This window comes from Novosphingobium sp. 1529, assembly GCF_040544855.1.
Lineage (GTDB): Bacteria > Pseudomonadota > Alphaproteobacteria > Sphingomonadales > Sphingomonadaceae > Novosphingobium > Novosphingobium capsulatum.
In genome coordinates this window covers 57,020-82,373 of record NZ_JBEPKW010000002.1, presented here as the reverse complement: position 1 = coordinate 82,373, position 25,354 = coordinate 57,020, and the positions used below count along the sequence as shown (strand labels likewise).

General features: G+C 66.0%; 25 protein-coding genes and 1 tRNA gene. 6 read left to right on the top strand and 20 right to left on the bottom strand.

The window, feature by feature from the left end; all coding sequences use genetic code 11:
- Positions 1–25 precede the first annotated feature (25 nt).
- From ABIC78_RS05740 to efp, 13 genes are all read right to left on the bottom strand, one after another.
- On the bottom strand, positions 26–1,345 hold the full coding sequence (locus tag ABIC78_RS05740) for a M28 family peptidase (protein WP_354488234.1): 1,320 nt from the start codon (positions 1,343–1,345) through the stop codon (positions 26–28).
- A 185-nt stretch (positions 1,346–1,530) separates the two neighbouring features.
- Positions 1,531–3,078 (bottom strand): proline--tRNA ligase, encoded by a 1,548-nt coding sequence (proS, locus tag ABIC78_RS05735; protein ID WP_354488232.1) that lies wholly within the window; start codon positions 3,076–3,078, stop codon positions 1,531–1,533.
- 72 nt (positions 3,079–3,150) lie between these two features.
- Positions 3,151–3,714 carry a polyhydroxyalkanoate synthesis repressor PhaR gene (phaR, locus tag ABIC78_RS05730; RefSeq protein WP_354488230.1) on the bottom strand — a complete coding sequence of 188 codons (564 nt, stop codon included), beginning with the start codon at positions 3,712–3,714 and terminating at the stop codon, positions 3,151–3,153.
- 72 nt (positions 3,715–3,786) lie between these two features.
- The gene (locus ABIC78_RS05725; protein WP_354488228.1) at positions 3,787–4,863 is read right to left on the bottom strand and encodes an alanine racemase; all 1,077 of its coding nucleotides are present in this window, start codon (positions 4,861–4,863) and stop codon (positions 3,787–3,789) included.
- Between the two features lie 32 nt (positions 4,864–4,895).
- A complete protein-coding gene (locus ABIC78_RS05720) occupies positions 4,896–6,503 on the bottom strand; it encodes an MFS transporter (RefSeq protein WP_171799676.1) in 1,608 nt (535 codons plus the stop codon).
- A 41-nt stretch (positions 6,504–6,544) separates the two neighbouring features.
- Entirely contained in the window at positions 6,545–6,976 is a 432-nt protein-coding gene (locus tag ABIC78_RS05715) for an iron-sulfur cluster assembly scaffold protein (RefSeq protein ID WP_309804297.1), read from the bottom strand.
- Position 6,977: 1 nt separating this feature from the next.
- Positions 6,978–7,589: a CvpA family protein gene (locus tag ABIC78_RS05710; protein WP_168351178.1), complete on the bottom strand. Its 612-nt coding sequence runs from the start codon at positions 7,587–7,589 to the stop codon at positions 6,978–6,980.
- A gap of 10 nt (positions 7,590–7,599) precedes the next feature.
- The gene (radA, locus tag ABIC78_RS05705; protein WP_168351179.1) at positions 7,600–8,967 is read right to left on the bottom strand and encodes a DNA repair protein RadA; all 1,368 of its coding nucleotides are present in this window, start codon (positions 8,965–8,967) and stop codon (positions 7,600–7,602) included.
- Positions 8,968–9,026: 59 nt separating this feature from the next.
- Positions 9,027–9,539: a DUF6622 family protein gene (locus tag ABIC78_RS05700; protein ID WP_354488225.1), complete on the bottom strand. Its 513-nt coding sequence runs from the start codon at positions 9,537–9,539 to the stop codon at positions 9,027–9,029.
- A gap of 117 nt (positions 9,540–9,656) precedes the next feature.
- The gene (locus ABIC78_RS05695; protein WP_082349785.1) at positions 9,657–11,447 is read right to left on the bottom strand and encodes a chloride channel protein; all 1,791 of its coding nucleotides are present in this window, start codon (positions 11,445–11,447) and stop codon (positions 9,657–9,659) included.
- 43 nt (positions 11,448–11,490) lie between these two features.
- Positions 11,491–11,574: transfer RNA gene (locus ABIC78_RS05690), tRNA-Leu, on the bottom strand.
- Between the two features lie 54 nt (positions 11,575–11,628).
- Positions 11,629–12,447, bottom strand: coding sequence for an inositol monophosphatase family protein (locus tag ABIC78_RS05685; RefSeq protein WP_354488222.1), 819 nt, complete (start codon positions 12,445–12,447; stop codon positions 11,629–11,631).
- Between the two features lie 4 nt (positions 12,448–12,451).
- Complete coding sequence (efp, locus tag ABIC78_RS05680; protein WP_022674910.1) at positions 12,452–13,015, bottom strand: elongation factor P; 564 nt, start codon at positions 13,013–13,015, stop codon at positions 12,452–12,454.
- 93 nt (positions 13,016–13,108) lie between these two features.
- Here efp and ABIC78_RS05675 point away from each other — a divergent pair, with 93 nt between their 5' ends.
- Entirely contained in the window at positions 13,109–13,543 is a 435-nt protein-coding gene (locus ABIC78_RS05675) for a hypothetical protein (protein WP_354488220.1), read from the top strand.
- A gap of 43 nt (positions 13,544–13,586) precedes the next feature.
- Here the strand turns inward: ABIC78_RS05675 and ABIC78_RS05670 are convergent, their stop codons facing one another.
- The 3 genes from ABIC78_RS05670 to thiE form a co-directional block, all read right to left on the bottom strand.
- Complete coding sequence (locus tag ABIC78_RS05670; RefSeq protein ID WP_245652412.1) at positions 13,587–15,533, bottom strand: OPT family oligopeptide transporter; 1,947 nt, start codon at positions 15,531–15,533, stop codon at positions 13,587–13,589.
- Between the two features lie 88 nt (positions 15,534–15,621).
- Positions 15,622–16,731 carry a L,D-transpeptidase family protein gene (locus ABIC78_RS05665; protein ID WP_354488218.1) on the bottom strand — a complete coding sequence of 370 codons (1,110 nt, stop codon included), beginning with the start codon at positions 16,729–16,731 and terminating at the stop codon, positions 15,622–15,624.
- A gap of 99 nt (positions 16,732–16,830) precedes the next feature.
- The gene (gene thiE / locus ABIC78_RS05660) at positions 16,831–17,529 is read right to left on the bottom strand and encodes a thiamine phosphate synthase (RefSeq protein ID WP_354488216.1); all 699 of its coding nucleotides are present in this window, start codon (positions 17,527–17,529) and stop codon (positions 16,831–16,833) included.
- A 92-nt stretch (positions 17,530–17,621) separates the two neighbouring features.
- On the opposite strand from thiE, the gene ABIC78_RS05655 reads away from it, so the two are divergent.
- Complete coding sequence (locus tag ABIC78_RS05655) at positions 17,622–17,984, top strand: hypothetical protein (RefSeq protein ID WP_168351184.1); 363 nt, start codon at positions 17,622–17,624, stop codon at positions 17,982–17,984.
- On the opposite strand, the gene ABIC78_RS05650 is transcribed toward ABIC78_RS05655, so the two are convergent.
- The 4 genes from ABIC78_RS05650 to tkt form a co-directional block, all read right to left on the bottom strand.
- The gene (locus ABIC78_RS05650; RefSeq protein ID WP_171799670.1) at positions 17,974–18,876 is read right to left on the bottom strand and encodes a fructose bisphosphate aldolase; all 903 of its coding nucleotides are present in this window, start codon (positions 18,874–18,876) and stop codon (positions 17,974–17,976) included. The genes ABIC78_RS05655 and ABIC78_RS05650 overlap by 11 nt on opposite strands.
- Before the next feature lie 140 nt (positions 18,877–19,016).
- Entirely contained in the window at positions 19,017–20,213 is a 1,197-nt protein-coding gene (locus tag ABIC78_RS05645; RefSeq protein ID WP_354488213.1) for a phosphoglycerate kinase, read from the bottom strand.
- A 93-nt stretch (positions 20,214–20,306) separates the two neighbouring features.
- Positions 20,307–21,314, bottom strand: a complete 1,008-nt coding sequence (gene gap / locus ABIC78_RS05640) for a type I glyceraldehyde-3-phosphate dehydrogenase (protein ID WP_022674902.1) — start codon at positions 21,312–21,314, stop codon at positions 20,307–20,309.
- 68 nt (positions 21,315–21,382) lie between these two features.
- A complete protein-coding gene (gene tkt, locus ABIC78_RS05635; RefSeq protein WP_107717216.1) occupies positions 21,383–23,350 on the bottom strand; it encodes a transketolase in 1,968 nt (655 codons plus the stop codon).
- 249 nt (positions 23,351–23,599) lie between these two features.
- Between tkt and ABIC78_RS05630 the strand changes: the two genes are divergently transcribed.
- From ABIC78_RS05630 to ABIC78_RS05615, 4 genes are all read left to right on the top strand, one after another.
- Positions 23,600–23,878, top strand: coding sequence for a hypothetical protein (locus ABIC78_RS05630; protein WP_107717217.1), 279 nt, complete (start codon positions 23,600–23,602; stop codon positions 23,876–23,878).
- Positions 23,879–23,937: 59 nt separating this feature from the next.
- Positions 23,938–24,300, top strand: coding sequence for a cell division protein ZapA (locus ABIC78_RS05625; protein ID WP_107717218.1), 363 nt, complete (start codon positions 23,938–23,940; stop codon positions 24,298–24,300).
- A gap of 201 nt (positions 24,301–24,501) precedes the next feature.
- A complete protein-coding gene (locus ABIC78_RS05620) occupies positions 24,502–25,074 on the top strand; it encodes a 5-formyltetrahydrofolate cyclo-ligase (protein ID WP_354488210.1) in 573 nt (190 codons plus the stop codon).
- Positions 25,074–25,313: a DUF2842 domain-containing protein gene (locus ABIC78_RS05615; RefSeq protein WP_179562916.1), complete on the top strand. Its 240-nt coding sequence runs from the start codon at positions 25,074–25,076 to the stop codon at positions 25,311–25,313. Before ABIC78_RS05620 ends, ABIC78_RS05615 begins: the two co-directional genes overlap by 1 nt.
- Positions 25,314–25,354: the final 41 nt, after the last annotated feature.

The following is a 25,354-nucleotide window of genomic DNA, read 5'->3' as shown; positions in this document are numbered from 1 at the left end:
CCTGGTCTCCACGCAATCGTGTGGTTTAGTGCTGGGCCTGCTGTGGACCGAAACCGCCGCCCGGCACGGCCGAGGCCACCGGGCTACTGCTGCCATCGGCCGCGATCGCGCTGACGCCAAAGAACCAGTCATCGCCGCGCACGCCGGGCAGCGTGACATGGGTATCGCTGGTGGTCTGCACGGGCTTGGCCGGCCAGCCCGGTGCATCGGTGGCGCGCTGCCACACGGCATAGCGCACCGCGCCGGCCACCGGTTGCCAGGCAATATCGGTAAAGGTCTGGACCGCCGCCTTGACAGTGGCGACCGGCGGCATCGGTGCACGGGCCAGCGCCGCCAGCCCGGCAACGTTGAGGCGGGTCACCTTGGCGAGATAAGCGAAATCCATGGCATCGACCGTGTCGCCATAGGGGCGGCCCTGCTCGGTGCGCAGATCCTGGTGCTGGCGATCATAGTTTTCGACCGCGACCGAAAAGCGCACGGCGGGATAGCCCAGCGCCTCGAACGGCAGATGATCGCCGCCCCGGCCCATGCGATCGGCGCGCCAGACCTGACGCACGGCAAGGCCGGTCTTGGCCGGATTGGTCAAGCCGGCGAGCCAGCGCGAAAGATTGCGCGAGGGGCTGTCGTTCTCGCCCCCGATCGCGCGCTGCGCACGGCCGAGCGCGGCATCGCCATCGCCACGCGGCCCTTCGGAAAAGACGCGCACATGGGTATCGTCCACCAGCCCGTCAGACCCGCGCGAATTGCCGACGATATCGTTGTTGAACATGGCCTTCACCGTCCACCCCTGCGCCTTGGCGTAATCGGCCAGCAGCTTGCCGCCATAGAGCCCCTGCTCTTCGCCACTGAGCACGGCATAGACGATGGTGGTGGGAAACTTGCGCGCCGAAAGCACGCGCGCGGCCTCCAGCACCAGAGCCGTGCCCGAGCCATCATCGTTGGCGCCGGGGGCATCGGCGGTGACATTCATCACGTCGCTCACGCGGCTGTCGATATGGCCGGCGACGATGACCACCTCGTTGGGTCGCTCCGTGCCGCGCTGGATGGCCACGACATCAACGATCTTGGTGGGCGTGGGCACGCGTTCGCCGGTCACCGTGGTTTCGGGGGTGACGATGGTGAGGCACTGCCCGCAGGCCGCACTGCTCGCCGCGAACTGCGCCTTGGCCCAGGCCCGCGCCGCGCCGATACCCCGCTTGGGATCGGTGGGAGAGGACATGGTGTGCCGCGTGCCGAAGCCGACCAGGGTTTCGACATCGGCCTTGAGGCGCTGTGGCGAAACCTCTTGCGCATGAAGCGGCACGGCCAGGGCGAGGAGCGGAAGAGCAACGAGAGCGCGGGTCATGTTGCGCAAGGTAAACGAAATTTTGCGGGGCGTAAGGGGGAACATGGGACATGCCCTCCCCCAACCCCCTCACGCAAGCGGGAGGGGGCTATTCGTCGGGCGCCCCTCCGCTTGCGGGAGAGTTTTTCCTTTGCTCCCCTCCCGCTTGCGGGAGGGGTCGGGGGAGGGAATGTTTTACAAAGCGCTCAATAAGCCCGGGCGATATAGATCGTTTCCACCGCCGGCTCGCCCGTGAACGGGCAGGTACCGGTGGGTGCGGGACCATCCAGAGGGCTATTGCGGATGGTAAGCTTCAAAGCCTTGAGCTGCTCCACCACCTTGTCGAGCGCGGCGCCGGTCGGGCGCGACCAGCCCAGTTCCACCCAGCCGGGGAACTTGCGGTCTTCGGCAAAGTAGGCGGCCAGGCCATCGAGATCGGTCACGCCGCGCTCGATCTGCGCATCGCGACGCGCCTCTGCCTGGGCAAACAGCGCAGCCTGGATCGATTCCAGTTCAGCCACGGCGCTAGCGACGAAATCGTCCTTGGCCTGGCCGACGAAATTGACCTTGCCATCCTCGCGCCACAGGCGATCGCGGCGTACCGCCGAAACCTGGCCGTTTTCCGCATCGCGCCCGCCGATTTCCAGGATCAGCGGCACGCCCTTCTTGACCCAGGCCCAACGCTTGGCCGTGGCCTTGCCGGGACGCTTGTCGAGCAGGACACGCACCTTTTCATCGAACACGCTAAGCGCCGCGAGCGCCTTGCGCAGGTCTTCGCAATAGGCGAGCAGCGCTTCATCGCCGTCGTTATCGCGCAGCATCGGCAGGATCACGATCTGGTGCGGCGCCACCTGCGGCGGCGTCTGCAAGCCATCATCATCGCCATGCGTCATGATCACGCCGCCGATCAGGCGGGTGGACACGCCCCACGACGTGGTGTGGCACAGCGCCTGCTGGCCTTCCTTGTCCTGATAGCGGATGCCCGCTGCCTGCGAGAAGGTGGTGCCGAGATAGTGCGAGGTGCCGGCCTGCAGCGCCTTGCCATCCTGCATCATCGCCTCGATCGAATAGGTCGCGACGGCACCGGGGAAGCGTTCGTTTTCAGGCTTGGGCCCGGCGATGACCGGCAGCGCCAGGACGTCCTGGGCAAAGCCGCGGTACATCTCGAGCGCGCGCAGGGTTTCGTCCATGGCGTCGGCCTCGTCCGCATGGGCGGTATGGCCTTCCTGCCAGAGGAATTCGCTGGTGCGCAGGAACATGCGGGTGCGCATTTCCCAGCGCACGACATTGGCCCACTGGTTGGTCAGGAGCGGCAGATCGCGCCACGATTGCACCCAGCGCGCCATGGCCGCGCCGATCACCGTTTCCGAGGTGGGGCGCACAACCAGCGGCTCTTCCAGCTTGGCTTCGGGATCGGGCATCAGCCCGCCCTTGGGATCGGCAATCAGGCGGTGATGCGTGACAACCGCCATTTCCTTGGCAAAGCCTTCCACGTGGTCGGCTTCCTTGGCGAAGTACGACAGCGGAATGAACAGCGGGAAATAGCAGTTTTCGACGCCCGCTTCCTTGATGCGTGCGTCCATAAGCTTCTGGATGCGTTCCCAGATGCCGTACCCCCATGGCTTGATCACCATGCAGCCGCGCACGCCGGATTCCTCGGCAAGCTCGGCCTCGGCGATGACCGCCTGGTACCACTGGGCAAAGTCTTCTTCGCGCTTGATCGGCAGCGCGTGCTTGATCTTGGGCTGGTTCATGCCCTGCCGGTTAGCCGGTGCGGCGGATCGGAGCAACGCCCCAATGCACGCGCACCGGCAAAAATCGGCGGCTTACTTGCCCAGTTGATCGAGCTTCTTCTGCATTTCGGCCATCTGCTTGCGCAGTTCCGAAATTTCGCCCTCACCGCCCGTGGCAGCGCCGGCGGGCTTGTCATCCTCGCGCGGGGTGGCGCCGGGCACGAAGGCGGCGGCGGCTGCCTTAAACATTTCCATGTTGCGCTGCGCGATCTGTGCCAGCGGGTTGGATCCGATCGAATCCTCGATCGCCTTGCGCAGCTTGTTCTGGTTCTCGCGGAAGTGCTCCATCGAGGCTTCCAGATAGCCCGGCAGCAGCGCCTGCATCGAATTGCCATACATCGCGATCAGCTGGCGCAGGAAGTTCGTCGGCAGCATCTGCTCGCCGGCAGCTTCTTCTTCCATGATGATCTGGGTCAGGATCGAATGGGTCAGATCGGCGCCACTCTTGGCGTCGATCACTTTGAACTCGACATTTTCCTTCACCATCTGGGCGAGGTGATCGAGCGTGATGTAGCTGGACGTCCGCGTGTTGTAGAGACGGCGGTTGGCGTACTTCTTGATGATGACGGTATCGCCGTCCTTAGCCTGATTTGCCATTTTTATCGGACCCCCGCTGGGAATGTCTTACACGATTAGCAGATGCAGTATGTGCGGCGCAATATGAGTTAATCAAGGTGTAAGACATGCTTTGTCGCGCAAAAATCGGCGGCCCAGCAGGGTAAGCAGCTCATATTGGGACAACCCGCTGATTTTGGCGGCTTCTGGCAGATTATAAGCCACGTCGAGCCAGTCCCCTTCAACCAGCGCGGGCGCATCTGTTGCGTCCACTATGGTCATATCCATCGAAATCCGGCCAATCACTGGCAAGGTCTTGCCCTGCCACAGAAATTCGCCCTTGCCCGACCATGTGCGCAGATAGCCGTCGGCATATCCCAGCGCGACCACCGCGGCTGCAACAGGGCGATCGGCGGTAAACGTGGCATTATAGCCGACATGATCGCCCGGATGGAGCTGGCGCCGCTGGATCACGGCCGCCTGCGGCCGCGCCACCGGGGCGATGACGCTCGCCAGTTCGCTGCGCACAATGCCGCCGTATAGTGCAATGCCGGGCCGCGTGACATCGGCATGCCAGGCTGCGCCCAGCGCGATGCCGGCGCTGTTGGCAAGGCTGTAGCGCCGCGCCTTGATCTGGGCGCGTACCGCCTGAAAGCGGGCGAGTTGCTGCGCATTCTGCACCACATCCTCGTCCGCGCTGGCCAGATGCGAAATGCAGCAGTCGATATCGAGCGCCGCCAAGCCGGGATCGCCCAGATCGGCCATCGGCAGGCCCAGGCGGTTGATCCCGGTATCGACCATCAGGTCGCAACGCCCGCCGCCCGCGGCCAGCCAGCGCTGCACCTGCGCCAGGGAGTTGAGCACCGGGGTAACGCCGCTCGCCTGGGCATAGGCGACGTCGGCCGCGTTCATCGGCCCATGCAGCACGTGGATCGACGCGGCCGGAACATGGGGCAGCAGATCGGGCACTTCGCACCAGTGCGCCACGAACCAGTCGCGGCAGCCGGCCTGCGCCAGGACCGGCACCACCCGCGCCGCACCCAGGCCATAGGCATCGGCCTTGACCGCAGCGCCGGCACGCGCGGCGCCGCTCAGGCGATCGAGCGCGCGCCAGTTGCTGGCCAGGGCCGTGGCATCAAGGGCAAGCCGCAGCGCGGCAGGGGGCAACGGAACGGAAGAAAAAACAGACAACGTTCGATCAAATCCTGATGGATGAAAGCGTTTCAGGCTGGCTCGTCCTGCGGCAGGCCGCCCTTGAGACCCCACAGCGACACCACCAGGGCCACCAGGACGACAACCCAGGTATACCACAGCCCGGCATAGGGATCGCCAGTCTTGGCGATGATGAGTGTGGAAAGAAACGGCAGGAAGCCGCCGAAATAGCCAGTACCGATGTGATAGGGGATCGACAGCGAGGAATAGCGGATGCGCGGCGGGAACATTTCGCAGAGCGTGGCCGCCACCGGTCCATAGGTGGCGCCCGATAGCGCCATGAGGCCGAACAGCACCAGCACGACCAGGATCGCCCGGCCTGGCGTGGGCGTAATACGCGCCAGATCATAGCCGGCCTTGCCCAGCAGGCCTTCCAGCGCCTTGCCGCGCGCCTTCTTGTCGGCCCAGGGATAGGCTTCCAACGGCAGGCGCGCAGCGCCGGCGTGCAGCGAGAGCGTGGCAGCATGTTCGAGGCGATAGGGCACGCCGGTGGCGGTGAGATCCGACAGCAGCTTGCCGCACTGGCTAGCCTGATCGATGGCAAAGGCTTCATAACGGCAATCGGGGCCGGCCACGACCACGGGCAGCTCACGCGCCTGGCGCGCGAGATGCGGATTGGCGAGGGCGCCGATACCCCAATAGAGCGGGAACAGCAGCACCAGCGTGGCGACATAGCCCCACACGATCGGCGCCTTGCGCCCCACGCGATCGGAAACGTGGCCAAAGAACAGGAACGAGCCGACGCCGAACAACGCGGCGATGCCGACGATGATCTCGGCCGCCGTGTCGTTCATCCGCATGGCGGTTTTCAGGAACGTCAGGCTGCTGAACATGGCGGTGTACCAGATCACCGTCAGCCCGGCGGCAATGCCGAACAGCGCGACGAGCAGCCGCTTGCGGTTGCCCGGTGCGGTCATGCATTCGATAAAAGGATTGCCGGCCAGCTCGTTTTCCGCCTTCATCGCCTGGAATACCGGGCTTTCCGAAAGCTTGAGCCGCATCCACAGCGAGATTGCCAGCAGCGCCAGGCTGAGGATGAACGGCACGCGCCAGCCCCACGCGGCCCACAGTTCCGGGCCGAATGCCGCCTTGCAGCTGAGCACCACGACCAGGCTGAGGATGAAGCCGCCGACCACGCCGGCCTGGATGAAGCTGGTGAAGAAACCGCGCCGTTCGGGCGCGCAATGTTCCGCGACATAGACTGCCGCGCCGCCATATTCCCCGCCCAGGGCAAGGCCCTGCGCCACGCGCAGCAGGATGACCAAGGCTGGCGCGGTATAGCCGATGCTGGCGGCCGAGGGCACCAGACCCACGCCCGCCGTGGCCACGCCCATCAGCGCCACAGTCGCCAGGAACGTGTATTTGCGCCCCAGCCGATCACCCAGGAACCCGAACAGTACAGCGCCCAAGGGGCGAAAGCCAAAGCCCACGGCAAAGACCAGCCAGAACAGCAGCAGTTCGAGCGTGGCATTGCCGGTGGGAAAGAACGCCTTGGACAGGATCGTGCCCAGCGTGCCGTAGATGAAGAAATCGTACCATTCGAACACCGTGCCGGCGGAACTGGCAGCAATCACCAGCCGAATGTCTGCCGCGGTCGGTTCCGCGTGGGTGGTGTTCATGGTGTGCAATTTCCCCCGGGGCACTGTTATCCGGGAATGCCTTAGCCTGCCTTGGCCGGCTCCGCCAGCGCTGCCAGCGCCGCGTCCCACGCCAGCACGATCGCGCCGTGGCGGCCGGGATAGTCGCGCGCGTTGCGCAGCAGGCCGATGCCCGGCCAATCCGGCTCGCCTCCCTCGCCCGCCAGCCATGCGCCCAGTTCGGCGCGCGCCTGCGTCAGGCTTTCGGCCGTGTGCCCAATGGCGGCGGCGGCAAAGACCTGGGCGGCGGCCTGCCCCACGGCGCAGGCATGGGGGCGCAGGCCGATGCGGCTGATCTGGCCGGCGTCGTTACGGGCCAGGCCGATCTGCAGCGTGCTGCCGCAGGCGCGCGAACGCGCCTCGCCCACCAAAGGCAGGCTGTCGTCCCACGGCCATTGCGCCAGCGACATGGCCGCAGCCAGCACCTCGGGCGTGTAGAGAACGGTGGCGCTCATCTCAATTGTCGGCGCTGACCGCATGCTTGCGGTGATGCGCGGCTTTCTTGTGCGCGGCGGTGCTGGGCTTGGGCGTAGCATCGCCATCAGGCGCGTTGGGATCGTCGGCAGCCTGGGCCGCAGCATCGCGCCGCTCGGCAATCATCGCCACCAGTTCCTCGCTCGCGGCATTGAGGAAGGGATAGGTGCGCGCCGCCGTGATCCATTCCGGCCGGCCCTTGACGCCCCAGACGACGTCATAGGCAAAGACCAGCAGCGAAAAGCCCAGGACCATGAGGATTGCGCCTTTGACCGCACCAAACCCGAAGCCGAGCAGCCGATCGATCGGCCCCAGCATCGAATCGCGGCTGGCCGCACCCATCTTGCGCGCGATCAGGCGCATCAGCCCCCAGGGCACGACCATCAACAGCGCATAGGCAAGAACGCCCGCGCCGGTTTCGGTCTTGAGGTGGGGTTTTAGTGCCTCGGTCAGCGGTTCAAGGCCATAATGCACCGCCACCAGGACGATGCACCATGCCGCAAGCGACAGCACCTCCTCCACGAAACCGCGAAAGAAACCGCCGATCGCGCCGACCGCGACGACCAGGAAGACAACATAATCGAAGCCGGTCATATCCCGGCGATTAAGCGCCGGTCATCACCCGGTCAACGAGATTTGGGAGCAGGCGGATCGGGGAATAGCGCAAACCCTCAACCTTTTCCGCCGCGCCATCGGGGCCGTGCAACTGGGTAAAGCCCAGCTTGGCCGCCTCGCGTAGGCGCACGCCGGAATGCGCGACGGGGCGCACTTCACCGGCGAGCGAGACCTCTCCGAACCAGGCGGTGCCGGCAGACAGGGGCCGATCGGCCAGTGCCGAGACCAGCGCGGCGGCCACCGCAAGATCGGCCGCGGGATCGGTCAGGCGATAGCCGCCCGCCACGTTGAGATAGACTTCGGCCGAGGAAAAGCTGAGACCGCAGCGCGATTCGAGCACGGCGAGCAGCATCGCCAGCCGCCCCGAATCCCAGCCGACCACGGCGCGGCGCGGGGTGGCGCCGCTGGCAAGGCGCACGGTGAGCGCCTGGATTTCGACCAGGACCGGCCGCGTACCTTCCAGCGCCGGAAACACGGCGCTGCCCGGCACCGGCTCTTCCCGGCCCGACAGGAACAAAAGCGAGGGATTGCCCACTTCCTCCAGCCCTGCCCCGGCCATGGCGAAAACGCCAATTTCATCCACTGCGCCAAAGCGGTTCTTGATCGCGCGCAGGATGCGATACTGGTGGCTGCGCTCCCCTTCGAAGCTCATCACCACGTCGACCATATGTTCGAGCACGCGCGGGCCCGCGATCGAACCATCCTTGGTGACGTGGCCGACCAGTACAAGGGCCACGCCGTTTTCCTTGGCGTAGCGGATCAGCTCGAACGCGCAGCCGCGCACCTGGCTGACCGTGCCGGGCGCGCCCTCGATCTGATCGGAATGCATGGTCTGGATCGAATCGATCACCAGCAGGGCCGGCGCGTCCATGCTGCCGAGCGTGGTGAGGATGTCGCGCACCGAGGTGGTGGAGGCGAGCCGGATCGGCGCCTTGCCCAGCCCCAGCCGATCGGCGCGCAGGCGGATCTGGTCCGACGCCTCTTCCCCGCTGATATAGACGACCATGCCGCCGCTGTTGGCGATGCTGGCCGCCGTCTGCAGCAGCAGGGTGGACTTGCCGATCCCGGGATCGCCACCCATCAGGATGGCCGAGCCCGGCACCAGCCCGCCGCCCAGGGCGCGATCGAATTCAGCCAGGCCCGTCTTGCGCCGCTGCGGCAGGGCAACCGGGCTATCGAGCGAGACGAACTGCACCGCGCGGCCGCCGCTCGACAGGTCATGCTTGGCGGAAAACACCGTCTGCGGCGCTTCTTCCACCAGGGTGTTCCATTCGGCGCAATCGGGGCACTGCCCCTGCCAGCGCGGAGAGACACTGCCACAGGCCTGGCAGATATAACGACGTTTGGGCTTGGCCATGAGCCCGCGCTAACGCGAACAGAGCAAGAACGCAAGCGCCGGATGCCGCCATTGCGGCATCAATGGGCGGCGCGCATTGCCCGGGCCGAGAGCAGCACGCCCAGCCCGCGACCGACCAACAGCCCCGACAGCGCGCCCCGCACGAGCGTTTCTGCCAGGCGCAGCGCGGGTTGATGCGCCGTGACGGGATCGACCGCATCGAACACCGCCATGCCATAGCGCAGCGCAAAGATGACGAGGATCAGCGCAAAGATCAGCCAGCTCCCGCGCAGATGCAGCCGAACCGGCGGCCCCGGCTCGGCCCGCAACAGCAGGTGATGCCCCAGCGGCCGGCCGACCAGCCCGCCCAGCAGCAACGCGGCCACCCACACGGCCACTTCCAGCGCCGTGGCATGCGCCGCAACCAATCCGACCACGCCGAGGACAACGATCAAGCCCGGCAACACCAATGGCCCGGCCAGGCCGGTCGTGCGCGGACGGGTAGCCTGCCATGCCCGCAACAGCACGAGGCCAAGGACGAACCAGACATAGACCGGGGTATGCGAAGCGATCGCCACTGCGCTTTGCAACATACTCGTGCATCTCCATTTTTCGGACGCGACAGGATGAGCCGTGGGCTATATCCCTGCCCGCGCGCCAGGCGATCGGAAATCTGCCAACGACATTGGCGAAGGGAAAAGCAGCCGCGCCTATTCGCTGAACGTCGAGCGCTGTGCGGCTTCCACTTCTTCGAGATAGCGGCGGCGGGCGTGGCGTTCGGTGATCACCCCCTGCACGACGCCCACGCCATCGACCACAGCGATTTCATCGGCGGCATATTCGTCGAACAGGGCCAGGACCGCCTTGATGTCTGATGCCGGGCCAAGCGTGACGCCGGTCAAGCCGGCCAGGGCGTGCAGGCGCATGTCGGGCGCGAGATCGGGGCGATAGGCCGCTGCCGTGGCCATGATCCCGCGATAGTGCCCCTCATCGTCGACCAGAACCGCCTTGCTTGCCGAGCCGAGCGGCATGCGCGTGCGGAATTCCTCGATCGTCAGGTCTTCGGGCATCGACACCCAGTCGCGGCGCATGATCCGGCCGGCCGACAGGTTGAGCATCCAGCCGATATCGCGCGGGCCGCGAATGTTGCTGCCGCGCACATGCAGGCGCCAGGTGGAGAACGAATAGCCGAACACTTCGCGGGTCAGCGTGCCCGAGACCAGCGAGGCGGTAAGGACCACGCCCATCAATGCGAAATCGTGTGTGATTTCCAGCATGAGCATGGCGAGCGTCATCGGCCCACCGACAATCGACACGCTCAGCGCCGCCATGCCGACCAGCGCCGCGTCGGTGGGATCGAGCGAGAGGCCGGGAAACAGCTGCCCGGCGATGATCGAAAAGGCCTGGCCCACCACCGAACCGAGAAACAGCGAGGCGAAGAACAGCCCGCCGCGAAAGCCGCTGGACAGCGCGACGACACAGGCGGCAATCTTGGCCAAGAGCACCAGGCCGAGGAAATCCAGCCCAGGCCGCAGTGCCAGGTTGAGATGCAGCGCGCCGTGTCCGGCCGACAGCGATTGCGGCGTCAGCAGCGCGAGCGGCACCAGCAGGAAGCCGCCCAGGATCGGCCGCCAGCGCGCCAGCCACTTGAACCGCGCCAGCGTCAGTTCGGCCGCCGTGACCAGGCGCATGACGATGATGCCGACCACCGCTGCCGCCAGCCCCAGCACGCCATAGGCCAAGTAATGCTCGAACGTGAGGCTGCGGCCCACGGCCGTGGTAGCGATCAGCCAGGGTTCGCTGCCCATCAGGCGCGACATGCCAGCCGCGGCCAGCGCCGCCGCCATGACCGGCGCCACCGCGCCGGGCACGAACGAACCAATCACGATCTCGAACGCATAGAACGCGCCGGCGAGCGGCGCATTGAACGCCGCGCCTACCGCCGCGCCGGCCCCGGCACCCACCAGCGTGCGCAGATCGTTGCGGCGCAGCTTCATCGCCTGGCCCAGCACCGATGCCATGCCACCGCCCATCTGGGCATAGGCCGCCTCGAGCCCGACCGAAGCGCCGACGCCGTTGGAAATCACCGTCTGCCCGGCAATGATCAGGTTGTCGGCGGGCGGAATGCGCCCACCATGCAGCGCATTGGCTTCGACCACGTCGATCAGCGGGCGATTGCGACGGCGCAGCCAGCGCGCCCATAGCGCGAGGACGAGGCCGCCGAGCGGCAGAGCGAGCAGTCGCCAGGGATGGCGGATTTCCGCCAGCGCGCTCAGCCGGTTGCCCTCCAGGCCATAGAACACCTGCTGCATGGCATGGGCGATGAAACTGAGCAGGTTGGTCGAAAGGCCGGCCAATGCCCCGGCAATCGCCGCCAGGACGATGAAGGCGGCTTCCCGCTCGCGCAGCAGACGGCGCAGGCGCACGACCAGCTTGATCAGCGTGTTGGACAATGTGTGGGAAATGCTGCGCCGGGGCGAGGAAGAGCCGGAATGGGGCATCGGTCAACCCGCGATCGAGAGCCGGAACAGCATGGCCGGAAAATGGTGCCCCTGGCCCGACTCGAACGGGCACGTCTTTCGACAACCGATTTTGAGTCGGTCGCGTCTACCATTCCACCACAGGGGCACTGCGGCTTGCCGGGGCGCTTTAACCGCCCCGGCAAAAAGGTTCAACCAACTTTCAAGCCTTGATGGCAGTTGCCACCAGCTTGTGCAGCTTGGAATGCATCGCATCGTTGGCGGCCAGCACGGTTGCGTCGCAGATCGGCTGCGAACGGCCGCGATAGTCCGACACGAAGCCACCGGCTTCACGCACCAGAAGGCACCCGGCGGCCGTGTCCCACGGCTTGAGGTTGCTTTCCCAGAACCCATCATAGCGGCCAGCGGCAACCCAGGCGAGATCGAGCGACGCGGCGCCAAAGCGGCGGATGCCCGCCACGCGCATGCCGATTTCGTGATAGATGCGCGTCCATTCGCCCATGTCGCCATAACCCAGGAAGGGAATGCCGGTGGCAACGACCGCATCTTCGAGATTGCGGCGGGCCGAAACGCGCAGGCGGCGATCCTGCAACCAGGCGCCACGGGTCTTTTCGGCCCAGAAGCTTTCGTCGGTCATCGGCTGATAGACGATGCCGGCAATGACATCGCCCCAACCCGAACCATCCAATGCCGGTTCCTGCACCGCGATCGAGATCGCGAAATGCGGGATGCCGTGGAGGAAATTGGTGGTGCCATCGAGCGGATCGATGATCCAGCGCGGCTTGGAGGCATCGCCTTCGACGACGCCACCTTCTTCCATCAGGAAGCCCCAATCGGGGCGCGCGGCGCGCAGTTCCTCGTAGATCGTCTGCTCGGCAGCGCGATCGGCCTTGGACACGAAATCGGCCGGGCCCTTGCGGCTCACCTGCAGGTGCTCGACTTCGCCAAAGTCGCGGCGCAGGCGCGTGCCAGCCTTGCGGGCGGCACGCTCCATCACCCGGACGAGACCGGAAATCGCCATGAGATCAGCCCGCCTTGCCGACGTAGGAACGCTCGTACACGTCCACCACGATGCGCGTGCCGCTTTCGATGTGCGGCGGCACCAGGATGCGCACGCCATTGTCGAGCACGGCCGGCTTGTACGACGAAGAGGCGGTCTGGCCCTTCACCACGGCATCGGCTTCGACGATCGTGGCTTCGACGGTTTCGGGCAGTTCGACCGAAATCGGGCGCTCGTCATACATTTCGAGCAGCACGGTCATGCCGTCCTGCAGGAACGCAGCGGCATCGCCGAGAAGATCGCTGGGCAGCGTGATCTGGTCGTAGGTTTCCACGTCCATGAACACCAGGTCATCGCCCTCGGCATAGAGGAACTGGAAGTCCTTGGTATCGAGGCGCACGCGCTCGACCGTGTCGGCGCTGCGGAAGCGCACGTTGGTCTTGCGGCCATCAATCAGGTTCTTCATTTCGACCTGCATGAACGCGCCGCCCTTGCCGGGCTGGGTGTGCTGGGTCTTGGCAACCTTCCAGATGCCTTTTTCGTATTCCAGGATGTTGCCCGGACGGATGTCCACGCCGCTGATCTTCATGATGGAAAGAGCCCTGACCAAAGTAGGAAAGGCCGCGCCTTAGCCGAGGTGGCCGATTGCTTCAAGCCGCTGATGCATGCTAGCCGGTGCACCATGACCATGCGCGCACGCAATGCCTCGCTGGCGGCCCTTGCCCTGATGCTGGCCGCATCCACCGCTTCGCTGCCGGCCCATGCCGTGCCGGGCGGCGATCTGGGCACGCTGCACAACGGCCGCTGGACCTGCGAACAGGGCGGCGATGCCGCGATTCTGCCGCGCCATGTGCCCGACCAGGAATTTCGCATCATGCCCGATTCCAGCTATCGCACGCCCGATGGCAAGGGGGGCGGCACCTATATCCTGCTGGGCCGGGCGATGAGTTTTACCTCTGGCCCCTATTACGGCCGCACGTTTCAGGCACAGGGCCCGAACACGGTGCTGCAGCTGGATGCCAACGGCAAGCGCACCGGTGTGCGCTGCACCCGCACCGGCGCGCCCAGCGGCGGCTTTGCCGATGCGCCCGAAGCCGGCGTGAACGGAGCCAACTGATCGCTGTTGCCGCCGGCCCACACACGGGGCCGGCGACCCTAAGTCACATGCGGGCGCCGCGCGCCATGCGGGCATAGGCAAAGGCGATCAGCGCGCCAAACAGCGCCAGGCCCAGCGGCATGGCCCAGGCATTGTGCGCCACCACTGTCATAATATCGGCCTTGCCACTGCCCGCCACGATCGCGGCAAAGGCAATGTTGAACAGCCCGTCGCCCACGATCAGGCCGGTGGCAGTGAGCACGCCCATGCGCTCTGCGAGGGCAGGATCGCGCTGGCCCATGGCCCAGCGGTTGTAGAAATGGCCAAGCACCGCGCCCACCACCACCGGCAGCGTGGTCGGCATCGGCAGATACATGCCCATGCCCACGGCCAGCGGCGGCAGCGAACCCTTGCGCGTGGCGCGCAGGCCTTCGTCGATGGCGATGGCCGCCGCGCCGATGCCCGCGCCCAGCGCGATTAGCTTCCAATCAAGCCCCTGGCCCAGCACACCCTGGATGATCGCGGAAATCAGCGCGGCCTGCGGGGCGGCCAGTGCCTCTGGCCCGGCGCCCGGCGCGCCGGCAAAGCCGAACGTGCCGTTGAGCAGGGTAAGGATTGGCGGGATCACCACCGCGCCGAACACCACGCCCAGCACCAGCGCCACCTGCTGCCGCCACGGCGTGGCGCCAACCAGTTCGCCGGTCTTGAGATCCTGCAGGTTGTCGTTGGAAATGGTGGCGACACCAAACACCAGTGCCGTGACGAACAGGGCAAAGGCGACCAGCGCCTTGCCGGCCGCCGGATCGGCCACATGGCCGAACAGCGCCAGCATGACCAGCGCGATGCCCAGCGCGGCAAGAATGCCCACGCCCGAAATCGGGCTGTTCGACGCACCGATCAGCCCGGCCATGTAGCCACAGACCGAGGCGATGACGACACCGGCGACCAGCACATAGGCCACGGCCGCCACCAGCGTGGGCACGAGGTGATCAGCCACCGGGCCGCCGCTGGCAAAGCCGGCCAGCAGCGCGGCGATCGGCAGCATCAAGACCACGATGGTGCCACCAACCAGGCCGATCGGCAGATCGCGTTCGGCCAGGGCCACCCCGGCATAGCCATCGGCAGCGCGGGCGCGGCTGGCGGCTAGCGCGCCGGCAATGCCGCGCACGATCGGGCCGATCACGCGCAGCAGGGTCCAGATCGCGGCAACGCCGATCGTGCCAGCACCGATGAAGCGGATCTTGGCGCGGAACACGCCGGAAACGAAATCGGCCAATTCGGTGCCGGCGGGCGCGCCGACGGCGGTGTAGATTGGCAGCAGGACGCCAAAGCCGATGATTACACCGGTCAGGATCGCGAGGCCCACGGCCAGGCCCACCAGGTGACCCACGCCGATCAACGCCAGCGACAGGCCACCGCCAGCGGTTGTGGCGCCCCCGGCAAAGCGGAACACGCCGCTGGCCTCTTCGGCCACCAGGCCCAGCTTGGCGAGCAGGGGATAGGCGACCGAAAGCCCGGTGCCAGTGGCAACGGCGGCAAGACCGCGCCGGTTTTCCTCGACGCCGCCCTCACCCGCGCCAACCTTGAGCACTTCGGCCGCAGCAACGCCTTCGGGATAAGGCAGATCAGAACCGGTCACCAAGGCGCGGCGCAGCGGCACGGAATACATCACGCCCAGGATGCCGCCGATGGCGATCACCGCCACCGATTGCCAATAGGGAAAGCCGCTCCACCAGCCGACCATGACCAGGCCCGGCAGCACGAAGACGATGGCCGAGAGCGTGCCTGCCGAACTGGCGATCGTCTGGACGATATTGTTTTCCTGGATGGTCGATCCGGGCAAAAGGCGCAGGATCGCCATGGAAATCACCGCCGCCGGGATGGAGGTGGCGAACGTCAACCCGATGCGCAGCCCAAGATAGACGTTGGCTGCGGTAAAGACCACCGTCAGCACCGCGCCCAGCGCGACACCGCGCCACGTCAATTCGCGGGGATTGCTGCCACTTGCCACCATTGCATCCTTCTTGCCGCCATATTCTCTTTGATGCCTGCCGTGTGGCACGGGCAGACGGCAAAGGAAAGATGGCGCCAAACGAAGATCAGGCGACGAATTCGACCTGGGTTTGCTGGTCGACCATCTCGGACAGGCGCGCTGCATCCCAGTTGGTCAGCCGCACGCAGCCGTGGCTCTCGCTCTTGCCGATCGCGGCCGGCTCGGGCGTGCCATGGATGCCGTAATGCGGTTTGGACAGATCGATCCACACCACGCCGACCGGGCTGTTGGGGCCAGGCGGCAGCATCGCCTCGGGCTTGGCATCCGAAACGTCCCAGAACAGCGCGGGGTTGTAATGGTACTTGGGATTGCGATCGATGCCGTTGATCTTCCACTTGCCCAGCGGCAGCGGATCGTGCTGCGAGCCGGTGGTGACAGTGAACAGCGCGACCAGTTCGTCCTGGCTGTCATAGACCGACAGCGTGCCGGCCTTGCGGCTGACGACGATGCGCGCGGCGTGGGGCTGCTGCGTGCCCACGCCCAGATCGGCCAGGGTCTGCCGCCAGGCGGCATTGCTGACCTGCGCCGGATCGATGGCATCGGCGCCCACGTTGGGCACGCGCAGCTTTGACCCGGCGGCGAACGGCGGCGCGCCGGGATTGAGCGCGTGAAGCACTTCGGGCGTGGTGTGGAACCGCTCGCCCAGCTTTTCGTCAAGGCTGGCATAGCCGAGCGTCGGCAGCTTGGCCTGGGCCGAAGGATCCTTGGGCAGAGGCGCAAACGGGCCGGCGGCAAAGCTGGCCGGGATGGTCACCACGCGGGTGGCGGGAATGTTGCTCTGCCGCGAAAAATAGGCGCGGGTGGCATCGTCCAGCGTGCCCGTCGCGTTCAACTGGTTCGCCTGCTGATAGGCGCGCAAGGCATTGCGCGTGGCCGCGTTCAGCGTGCCATCCACCACGCCGGGGGAGAAGCCGGCGCGATCGAGCAGCACCTGCATCTGCATTTCCGGGCGCGCAACATCATCGGGATGGGCGGCCGGTTCGCCAGGGCCAGCGTCCTGCGACGCCATGCTGTCGGCGCCGGGCAGATTGGCCGTGGCGCTGGCAGTGCCGCTGGCGCCATCGTCGGGCGTGGATTGGTTGCAGGCCGTGGTAGAAAGGGCAAGGGCAACAAGGGAAAGTGCGGCGAAGGGGGCAAGCCGGCTTTTGCGGGTCATCAGGTCTCCGTGAACGGGGCAGCCGCCACGAGCGTGTGTTGGCGCAGCGCTGCCACGCCAAAACCGCAATCTTTCCTGATGGTTCCCGCGTTCGCGCAATCAATCCGGTTCGACGTCGGCGTCGTCGGCGCGAAGATCGCCCAATCCTTCGGTTTGGCGCGGCGGCGCTTCGCGAATGGCGCGCAGGAAGGCGGATACGGCGCCCGCTTCGTCAAGGCCCTGGGCATTGGCCCAGACCGCGCCGCTCACCGCCAGGAAATCGGCGCCCGCCGTAACCAGCGGCGCGCAGTTTTCCGGGGTGATGCCGCCAATCGCCACACAGGGCAGTTCGAACACGGCAGACCACCAGGCCAGCAGTTCCGGCGCGGCGCGGTGCTTGGTTTCCTTGGTACCGCTGGGATAGAACGCGCCAAACGCCACGTAATCGGCGCCGCCCTCGCCCGCTTCCATCGCCAGGTGGCGGCTGGCATGGCAGGTCACGCCGATCTGCACATCGCGGCCCAGGCGTTGGCGCGCATCGGCCACGCTGCCATCGTCCTGCCCCAGGTGCACGCCATCGGCGCCCAGGCGCTTGGCCAGGCTGACCGAATCGTTGACGATGAACGCCACGTCGCGATCGGCGCAGATGCGCTGCAGCGGATCGGCCAGCTTGGCCGCGGCATGCTCGTCCACATCCTTGACGCGAAACTGGAACGCCGCCACCGGCCCGGCATCGAGCGCGCGGGTCAGGCGTTCGGCAAAATCGCCCTCAACATTGAGGGGCGAGATCAGGTAAAGATGGCTGGCAAGTTTGGTCATGGTCGCCGCCCCTACCGGTTTCGCCGCGAAACGTCCATCTTTGCGCGAAATCGCCCGGGAACCGGCGCGGCGGGCGATGCATTGGCATGGGCATGAGGACCCTGCCCCCGCTGCTGCCGCTGCTCTCGCTTATCGCCATTGGCGCCTGCGCCACCCTGCCCCAATCGCCGCGCGGCGATGGCATGGCGCGGCTGGGTGAAGCGACGCGGGTGGGCAGCCAGACGGTGCGCCCGCTATCAGTGGTGGAAGACAGCCGCTGCCCCGAAAACGCCCGGTGCATCACCTCCGGTCGTCTCATCGTGGCCACGCGGGTCGGTCGCGAAACGCGCAACCTCGAACTGGGCAAACCCGATGCCTCGGGCGTGACGCTCGATAGCGCCGAACCCGCCAAGCGCACCGACAGGCGAATCCTGCCGGGCGCATGGCGGTTTCATTTCCGCGTGATTACGCCGTAACCAGCTTCTGGGTAGAGCCGGCAAAGATTTCATCGATGGCGCCGCCCAGCGCGGCATCGAATTCCGCGTCAGTCATCTGGTAGCGCAGGTCTTCCAGCAGCGCGCGGCTGAAGCTGGCGATGATGCCGCGGTTCTTCGACAGTTCCACGCACGCCTCGGGCCGGGCATAGCCGCCCGAGAGCGCAACCACGCGCAGGACCGCCGGGTGATCGACCAGCGCGTCAAACGTGCCGGGCACCTTGGGCAGCGATAGCTTGAGCATGACCTTGGTGCCCTGGGGCAAGGCATCGAGTGCCTTGAGGATCTCGTCGCGCAGCAGCGTGTCGCAGGCTTCGCGCGTTTCGCTCTTGATGTTCACTTCCGGCTCGATGATCGGCATCAGGCCACCGGCCAGGATCTGCAGGCCCACTTCGAACTGCTGCTTGACCACGGCGGCGATGCCTTCGGCATTGGCCGAATTGATCACCGAACGCTCCTTGGTGCCGAACACGCCCAGCGCCTTGGACCGCGCCACAAGCGCGTCGAGTTCAGGCATCGGCTTCATCAGTTGCACGCCGTTGGCTTCGGTTTCCAGGCCCTTGTCGACCTTGATGAAAGGCACGATACCCTTTTCGATCAGGGCGGTGGGCACGGGCTTGCCATCCACGGTGCCATCCATGGTGCGTTCGAACAGGATGGCGCCAATCACCTTTTCGCCGTTGAACACGCCCGAACGAATGATCCGGCTGCGCATCTCGTGGATCAGGCCGAACATTTCCTCGTCGTTGGAATATGCGCTTTCCTCAACGCCATAGCCCTTGAGCGCCTTGGGCGTGGACCCGCCGCTCTGGTCCAGCGCGGCGATGAAGCCATGTCCGGCGGCCATCTTTTCGGTCATTTCAGCGTGGTTCATGATCGGTCCTGTGGATCTGGGGCAGCAGCGCACGGGCGCCGCAAATCAGGTGAGCGAATCTGGCTGCGCATACCTATGCACACCCACGCAATAAACAGGCGCGCGCTGCACTGCAACACGCGCCTGTAAAAAAGTTGCGATCAGCCTTCGAGAGCCGCCACGCCGGGCAGTTCCTTGCCTTCCATCCATTCGAGGAAAGCGCCGCCAGCGGTTGAAATGTAGGAAAAATCACCCGCCACACCAGCATGGTTGAGCGCGGCGACCGTGTCCCCGCCCCCGGCCACCGAAACCAGCGAGCCTTCCTTGGTCAGCGCGGCGGCCGTCTTGGCCAGCGCCACCGTGGCAGCATCGAAGGGTGCCATTTCGAACGCGCCCATCGGCCCGTTCCACACCAGGGTGCGGCAGGTCTTGAGCACGTCGCCCAGTGCTTCGACCGCTGCCGGCCCCACGTCGAGGATCATTTCGTCAGCGCCCACTTCGTGCACGTTGGCAGTGCGCAAGCTGGGCGGATTGGCGGCAAATTCCTTGGACAGGACCACGTCATAGGGCAGGTGCACGGTGCAACCGGCCTTGTCGGCGTTGTCGAGAATTTCTTCCGCGGTGCCGGTCAGGTCATGCTCGCACAGCGACTTGCCCACGTCCACGCCGCGCGCGGCCAGGAAGGTGTTGGCCATGCCGCCGCCGATGATCAGGTGATCGACCTTGGCCACCAGGTGCTTGAGCACGTCGAGCTTGGTCGAAACCTTGGCCCCGCCGACCACGGCGGCCACCGGCTTCACCGGCTTGCCCAGCGCCTTTTCCAGCGCTTCGAGTTCGGCCTGCATGGCGCGACCGGCATAGGCGGGCAGCACCTTGGCCAGGCCTTCGGTAGAAGCGTGGGCGCGGTGCGCGGCGGAGAACGCGTCGTTCACATAAGCCTGGCCCAGCTTGGCGATCGCGGCAACCAGTTCGGGATCGTTCTTTTCCTCACCCTTGTGAAAGCGGGTGTTTTCCAGAACGGCGATCGTGCCATTGTCGAGCGCGGCCACCGCAGCTTCCGCCTCGGCCCCGGCGCAATCGTCGATGAAGGCGACCGGACGGCCCAGCACGTGGCTGAGCGCGGGCAGCACCTGCTTGAGCGAATTGGCCTCGCTGCGTTCGCCCTTGGGGCGGCCGAAGTGCGCCAGCACGAGCACCTTGGCGCCCTTGTCGGCCAGTTCGGTCAGGGTCGGCACGGCGGCGCGCAGGCGGGTGTCGTCGGTCACCTGGCCATCGGCCATCGGCACGTTGAGATCTTCGCGCACCAGCACGGCCTGGCCAGTAACGTCGCCCAGATCATCGAGAGTCTTGAAAGTCATGGGCCTATACCCCTGTTCCATAAGGAAAAGGCCCGGCGCCCGCCTCTGCCTTGTGGGCAGACGCGCGGGCACCGGGCCTTCGCATTCAGGTGATCAGATCAGCTTGCCCATCGCGCCGGCCGTATCGACCATGCGGTTGGAGAAGCCCCATTCGTTGTCGTACCACGACAGCACGCGCACCAGCTTGCCATCGATCACGGCCGTTTCCAGGCTGTCGACCGTCGACGAGTGAGCATCGTGGTTGTAGTCGATCGAGACCAGCGGTTCTTCGCTATAGGCCAGCACGCCCTTGAGCGGGCCTTCGGCCGCTGCCTTGAGCAGCGCGTTGACTTCTTCCTTGGTCGTGTCGCGCTTGGGCTGGAACGTGAGGTCCACCACCGAAACGTTCGGCGTCGGCACGCGGATCGCCGAACCATCGAGCTTGCCCTTGAGTTCGGGCAGCACTTCACCCACGGCGCGGGCAGCACCGGTGGTGGTGGGGATCATGCTCATCGCCGCGGCGCGCGAACGGCGCGGGTCGGAGTGGATCTGGTCGAGGATCTTCTGGTCGTTGGTGTAGCTGTGCACCGTGGTCATCAGGCCACGCTCGATACCGATGGCATCGTTGAGCACCTTGGCGAACGGCGCCAGGCAGTTGGTGGTGCACGAGGCGTTCGACACGATCACGTGATCGGCGGTCAGCTTGTCGTGGTTCACGCCGAACACGACCGTCAGGTCAACGTTCTTGGCCGGAGCCGAGATCAGCACCTTCTTGGCGCCGGCTTCGATGTGCTTCATGCCGCCTTCACGGTCGGTGAAGAAGCCGGTGCATTCCAGGGCGATATCGATGCCCAGTTCGGCGTGCGGCAGCTTGGCGGGATCACGCTCGGCGGTCACCTTGATGCGCTTGCCGTCGATCACCAGGTCGTTGCCATCCACTTCCACGGTGCCGGGATAGGCGCCGTGCACGCTGTCGCGCTTGAACAGCAGGGCATTGGCCTTGGCGCTGGCGAGGTCGTTGATGGCGACCAGTTCCAGGCCGCAGTCGGGCCGTTCGAGAATGGCACGTGCCACGTTGCGGCCGATGCGCCCGAAACCGTTGATTGCAACCTTGGTCGCCATGGTCTTACTCCTTAGAATTGAAGACACCGGATGGATGGGGGTGACTTGGAGCCGAGCGGCCCGGGTGCTTACCCGAGCCGTTCGAGAATTTGCGGCACGATCTTGGCAGCCGTCAGGCCGAAGTGATCATACAGCACGGGGGCCGGCGCCGAGGCGCCAAAGCTGTCGATACCGATCGTCAGGCCATCGCCGACATGCTTCTGCCAGCCGAACGTGGTGCCCGCCTCGATCGAGACCTTGAGCACGTCGGCCGGGATCACGTCAGCCTTGTAGGCGGCGTCCTGTGCCTCGAACAGTTCCCAGCTTGGCATCGACACGACATCGGCGCCAATACCCTGTTCTTCCAGGGCCTTGGCCACGTCAACCGCGATCGCCACTTCCGAACCGGTGGCCAGCAGCACGACCTTGCGCGCAGCACTGGCGGCAACCAGGCGATAGGCACCCTTGGCGCTCAGCATCGCGCCATCGTGGCGCAGCTGCGGCAGGTTCTGGCGGGTCAGCGCCAGGACCGAAGGCGTCTGCGGCGACGCCAGCGCCAGGTTCCAGCATTCGGCGGTTTCCACCGCATCGGCCGGGCGGAACACCTGCAGATTGGGGATCATGCGCAGGCTCATCACCGTTTCGATCGGCTGATGCGTGGGGCCATCCTCGCCCAGGCCGATGGAATCGTGGGTGAGCACGTAGATCACCCGCGCGTGCTGCAGCGCCGACATGCGGATCGCGTTGCGGCAGTAATCGGCAAAGACCAGGAACGTGCCGCCATAGGGAATGATCCCGCCGTGCAGCGCCATACCGTTCATTGCCGCAGACATGCCGAATTCGCGAATGCCATAATAGACATAGCGCCCGGCATAGTCAGCCGGCCCGAACGGCGTGGTGGCCTTGGTCTTGGTGTTGTTGGACCCGGTAAGATCGGCCGAACCGCCAACCATTTCGGGCACCAGCGGAGTGAGCACTTCCAACGCCAGTTCCGATGCCTTGCGCGAGGCGATGTTCTGGGTCTTGCCCAGCCATTCGCCAAAGATGCGGCCCGCTTCTTCGCCAGAAGGCAGTTCGCCGGCCATGCGGCGCATCAGTTCGGCCCCTTGCGGATTGGCCGCCAGGCGCGCTTCCCATTCGGTGCGCAGATCGCGGCCGGCATCGCCCGTGGCGCGCCAGTTGGCCATGATATCCTCGGGGATTTCGAACGGCGCGGCCGTCCAGCCCAGGTATTCGCGGGCGGCGGCGATTTCGTCCTTGCCCAGCGGCGAACCATGCACGTTGTGGCCGCCCTGCTTGTTGGGCGCGCCCTTGCCGATCACCGTGCGGCACGAGATCAGCGAGGGGCGGTCATCAGCCATCGCCGCGGCAATCGCGCGCTCGATATCGGCGAAATCGTGGCCATCGCAGTCTTCGGTGTGCCAGCCGCTGGCGCGGTAGCGGGCCAGAACGTCTTCGCTGGTGGACAGCGAGGTATCGCCGTCGATGGTGATCTTGTTGTTGTCCCACAGCACGATCATGCGGCCCAGGCCCAGCGTGCCGGCCAGGCCCACGGCTTCGTGATTGATGCCTTCCATCAGGCAGCCATCGCCAGCCACCACCCAGGTGCGGTGATCGACCAGGTCATCACCGAACTGCGCATTCAAGTGGCGTTCGGCCATGGCCATGCCCACGGCCATGGCAAAGCCCTGGCCCAGCGGGCCGGTGGTGCATTCCACGCCAGGCAGCAGGAAGTTTTCCGGGTGGCCCGCGCAAGGGCTGTTCAGCTGGCGGAAGTGACGGATGTCATCCATCGTCGGCTGCTGATAACCCGACAGATGCAGCAGCGCGTAAAGCAGCATCGAGCCGTGCCCGGCCGAGAGCACGAAGCGATCGCGATCGGGCCACTTGGGCGCGGCAGGATCGAACTTGAGAAAGCGCGACCACAGCACCGTGGCAACATCGGCCATGCCCATCGGCATGCCAGGGTGGCCGGATTCCGCTGCCTGGACCGCGTCCATCGCCAGCGCACGGATCGCGTTGGCCATGGGAGCCAGCGCGGTCGGATCGCTTGTCATCTTCGGGTTGGTGTCCTTACTCGCGCGCCCGGCGCGGCCGGGGCGTCTGATTCGGGGAAATCGGGGTCTCTTTGGTTCCCCGGCTTGCCAGCGTCAAGCGCGGCGTCGGCCATGGCAGGTGATCAGGACCATACCCGGCGATGGCCCGTGCCGTTTGACAGCGCAATCGGTGCCCTGGCTGGCATGACCCGCCCTTTTGTATGCACAGGGGAACTTGCAGGCCACGGCCAGTGTGATACCGGATGAAACATGGCAATCATGGACGGCACTTCGGCAGCGCGCACTGCCACCGACGGCACAGGCACAGATGGCACCGGCGATCTCTTTTCGGCGATCGAGCGGGTCGAACTGGCGCTGGCCCGGCTGGAAGAGGTTGTCGCCCGCCGCGAGGCCGAGGCGGAAAGCGCAGCAGCGCACAGCGCGCAGGCCGAACTGAGCGAGTTGAAATCGCGCCACCGCAAGCTGCGCGAACGCGTCAGCGAGGAATTGCAGCAGCTTGACCTGCTGCTGTCGAGCCTGCCGCAGTAACAGCGCCGCATCTGATCAGCCTCATCCGATCAGGGGCCAGGGGAACAACGAGCATGCAGATGACGAACGTGACTCTGGCCATCGGTGGACGGTCGCTGACCATTTCGGTTGCCGCCGGGGAAGAAGCCCACGCCGAAATGCTGGGCCGCATGATCGACGATCGGGTGCGCCGCCTGGGCAACATGGCCACGCAGGGTGAAGCGCGCATGCTGCTGTTTGCCGCGCTGATGCTGGCCGACGAACTGCATGAGGTGCACAGCCGCCCTGCCCCGGTTGCGCCGGCCGAACCGCCCGCTCCGCCACCCGCTCCGGCTGCGCCGCCGCCCGAATTGATCGCCCGCGTGACCAATCTCGCCGAACGGGTGGAAAACCTGGCGCAAAAACTGGCGCTGCCCCTTGAGCCTGATGCCGCGAACGCCTAAATTGCATGGTGACGGGTTCTGCCCGGCACGCGCCGCATGAAACATCCCTGAGGCTATAAGCAAATCCAAGGGGGCTGTCCCTACCTGGGCCCTGGCACAGGCACATGGTCCCCACCTGACGTTGAGGCGTCAGAGGATTTTCCCGGAGAACGACCCATGGTGGGCCCGTCACCCCCCCCATTCCCGGACGAAGACAACGCCGTGGCCGCCAAGCAGGCCCTGCGCAAGGACCTGCGGGCCCGGCGCCGCGCCCATGTCGAGGCACTCGATCCGCGCACCCGCGCGCTGCTGTTCCGCCGCCCGCCCGCGCCGCTGATGGCGCTGATCCCGGCCGGCGCCACCGTCGCGCTATACAATGACAGCCAGTGGGAAGCACCCGCGGCCAGCTATGCCACGTTCTTCCACGAGGCCGGCCACGCCGTGGCGCTGCCGTGGTTTGCCGATCGTGGCGCGCCGATGCAATTCCGCCAATGGCTGGTGCCGCCGCTCGACGATGTGCTGGAACCCGATCCCTGGGGCGTAAAGCAGCCAGCCGCCGATGCGCCGCTGCTTACGCCCAGTGTGTTGTTCGTGCCGCTGGTGGGCTTCACCGCGCAAGGCCAGCGCCTGGGCCAGGGCGGCGGGCATTACGATCGCTGGCTCGAAGCCCATCCCGATGCCGTGCCGATCGGCATGGCCTGGGACGCGCAATGCGTCGACAGCCTGCCGCGCGAGGTGCATGATCGCCCCTTGCGCGCGGTAGTCACCCCCACCCGCCTCTACGGTCCGTTCTGATGGGCGAGCGCCAACCCCACTTCAATCCACCGCCGCCGCCGACGTGGCGCAAGCCGGTGGGCATCCTGGCACTGATCGCCGCGCTGGCGATCTATGGCGGGGTGGTCATGGGCCTGGGCGAACAGATCGGCCGCCTGCCAGTCCTGGTGCAAGTGCCGATCTACTTGGTGCTGGGCACGATCTGGCTCTTGCCGCTGCGCCGCTTCCTGATCTGGATGGAAACCGGGCGCTGGGGCTAGGCCACGCGGACAGGAGGGGCTGACCGTCAGCGCGCCGAGCC

Excerpts from the sequence above, each read along its gene's own strand:
- ABIC78_RS05740 (WP_354488234.1), bottom strand. The coding sequence starts at position 1,345 with ATGACCCGCGCTCTCGTTGCTCTTCCGCTCCTCGCCCTGGCCGTGCCG.
- proS (WP_354488232.1), bottom strand. The coding sequence starts at position 3,078 with ATGAACCAGCCCAAGATCAAGCACGCGCTGCCGATCAAGCGCGAAGAA.
- phaR (WP_354488230.1), bottom strand. The coding sequence starts at position 3,714 with ATGGCAAATCAGGCTAAGGACGGCGATACCGTCATCATCAAGAAGTAC.
- ABIC78_RS05720 (WP_171799676.1), bottom strand. The coding sequence starts at position 6,503 with ATGAACACCACCCACGCGGAACCGACCGCGGCAGACATTCGGCTGGTG.
- ABIC78_RS05715 (WP_309804297.1), bottom strand. The coding sequence starts at position 6,976 with ATGAGCGCCACCGTTCTCTACACGCCCGAGGTGCTGGCTGCGGCCATG.
- ABIC78_RS05710 (WP_168351178.1), bottom strand. The coding sequence starts at position 7,589 with ATGACCGGCTTCGATTATGTTGTCTTCCTGGTCGTCGCGGTCGGCGCG.
- radA (WP_168351179.1), bottom strand. The coding sequence starts at position 8,967 with ATGGCCAAGCCCAAACGTCGTTATATCTGCCAGGCCTGTGGCAGTGTC.
- ABIC78_RS05700 (WP_354488225.1), bottom strand. The coding sequence starts at position 9,539 with ATGTTGCAAAGCGCAGTGGCGATCGCTTCGCATACCCCGGTCTATGTC.
- ABIC78_RS05695 (WP_082349785.1), bottom strand. The coding sequence starts at position 11,447 with ATGCCCCATTCCGGCTCTTCCTCGCCCCGGCGCAGCATTTCCCACACA.
- ABIC78_RS05685 (WP_354488222.1), bottom strand. The coding sequence starts at position 12,447 with ATGGCGATTTCCGGTCTCGTCCGGGTGATGGAGCGTGCCGCCCGCAAG.
- efp (WP_022674910.1), bottom strand. The coding sequence starts at position 13,015 with ATGAAGATCAGCGGCGTGGACATCCGTCCGGGCAACATCCTGGAATAC.
- ABIC78_RS05675 (WP_354488220.1), top strand. The coding sequence starts at position 13,109 with ATGACCATGCGCGCACGCAATGCCTCGCTGGCGGCCCTTGCCCTGATG.
- ABIC78_RS05665 (WP_354488218.1), bottom strand. The coding sequence starts at position 16,731 with ATGACCCGCAAAAGCCGGCTTGCCCCCTTCGCCGCACTTTCCCTTGTT.
- thiE (WP_354488216.1), bottom strand. The coding sequence starts at position 17,529 with ATGACCAAACTTGCCAGCCATCTTTACCTGATCTCGCCCCTCAATGTT.
- ABIC78_RS05655 (WP_168351184.1), top strand. The coding sequence starts at position 17,622 with ATGAGGACCCTGCCCCCGCTGCTGCCGCTGCTCTCGCTTATCGCCATT.
- ABIC78_RS05650 (WP_171799670.1), bottom strand. The coding sequence starts at position 18,876 with ATGAACCACGCTGAAATGACCGAAAAGATGGCCGCCGGACATGGCTTC.
- ABIC78_RS05645 (WP_354488213.1), bottom strand. The coding sequence starts at position 20,213 with ATGACTTTCAAGACTCTCGATGATCTGGGCGACGTTACTGGCCAGGCC.
- gap (WP_022674902.1), bottom strand. The coding sequence starts at position 21,314 with ATGGCGACCAAGGTTGCAATCAACGGTTTCGGGCGCATCGGCCGCAAC.
- tkt (WP_107717216.1), bottom strand. The coding sequence starts at position 23,350 with ATGACAAGCGATCCGACCGCGCTGGCTCCCATGGCCAACGCGATCCGT.
- ABIC78_RS05630 (WP_107717217.1), top strand. The coding sequence starts at position 23,600 with ATGGCAATCATGGACGGCACTTCGGCAGCGCGCACTGCCACCGACGGC.
- ABIC78_RS05625 (WP_107717218.1), top strand. The coding sequence starts at position 23,938 with ATGACGAACGTGACTCTGGCCATCGGTGGACGGTCGCTGACCATTTCG.
- ABIC78_RS05615 (WP_179562916.1), top strand. The coding sequence starts at position 25,074 with ATGGGCGAGCGCCAACCCCACTTCAATCCACCGCCGCCGCCGACGTGG.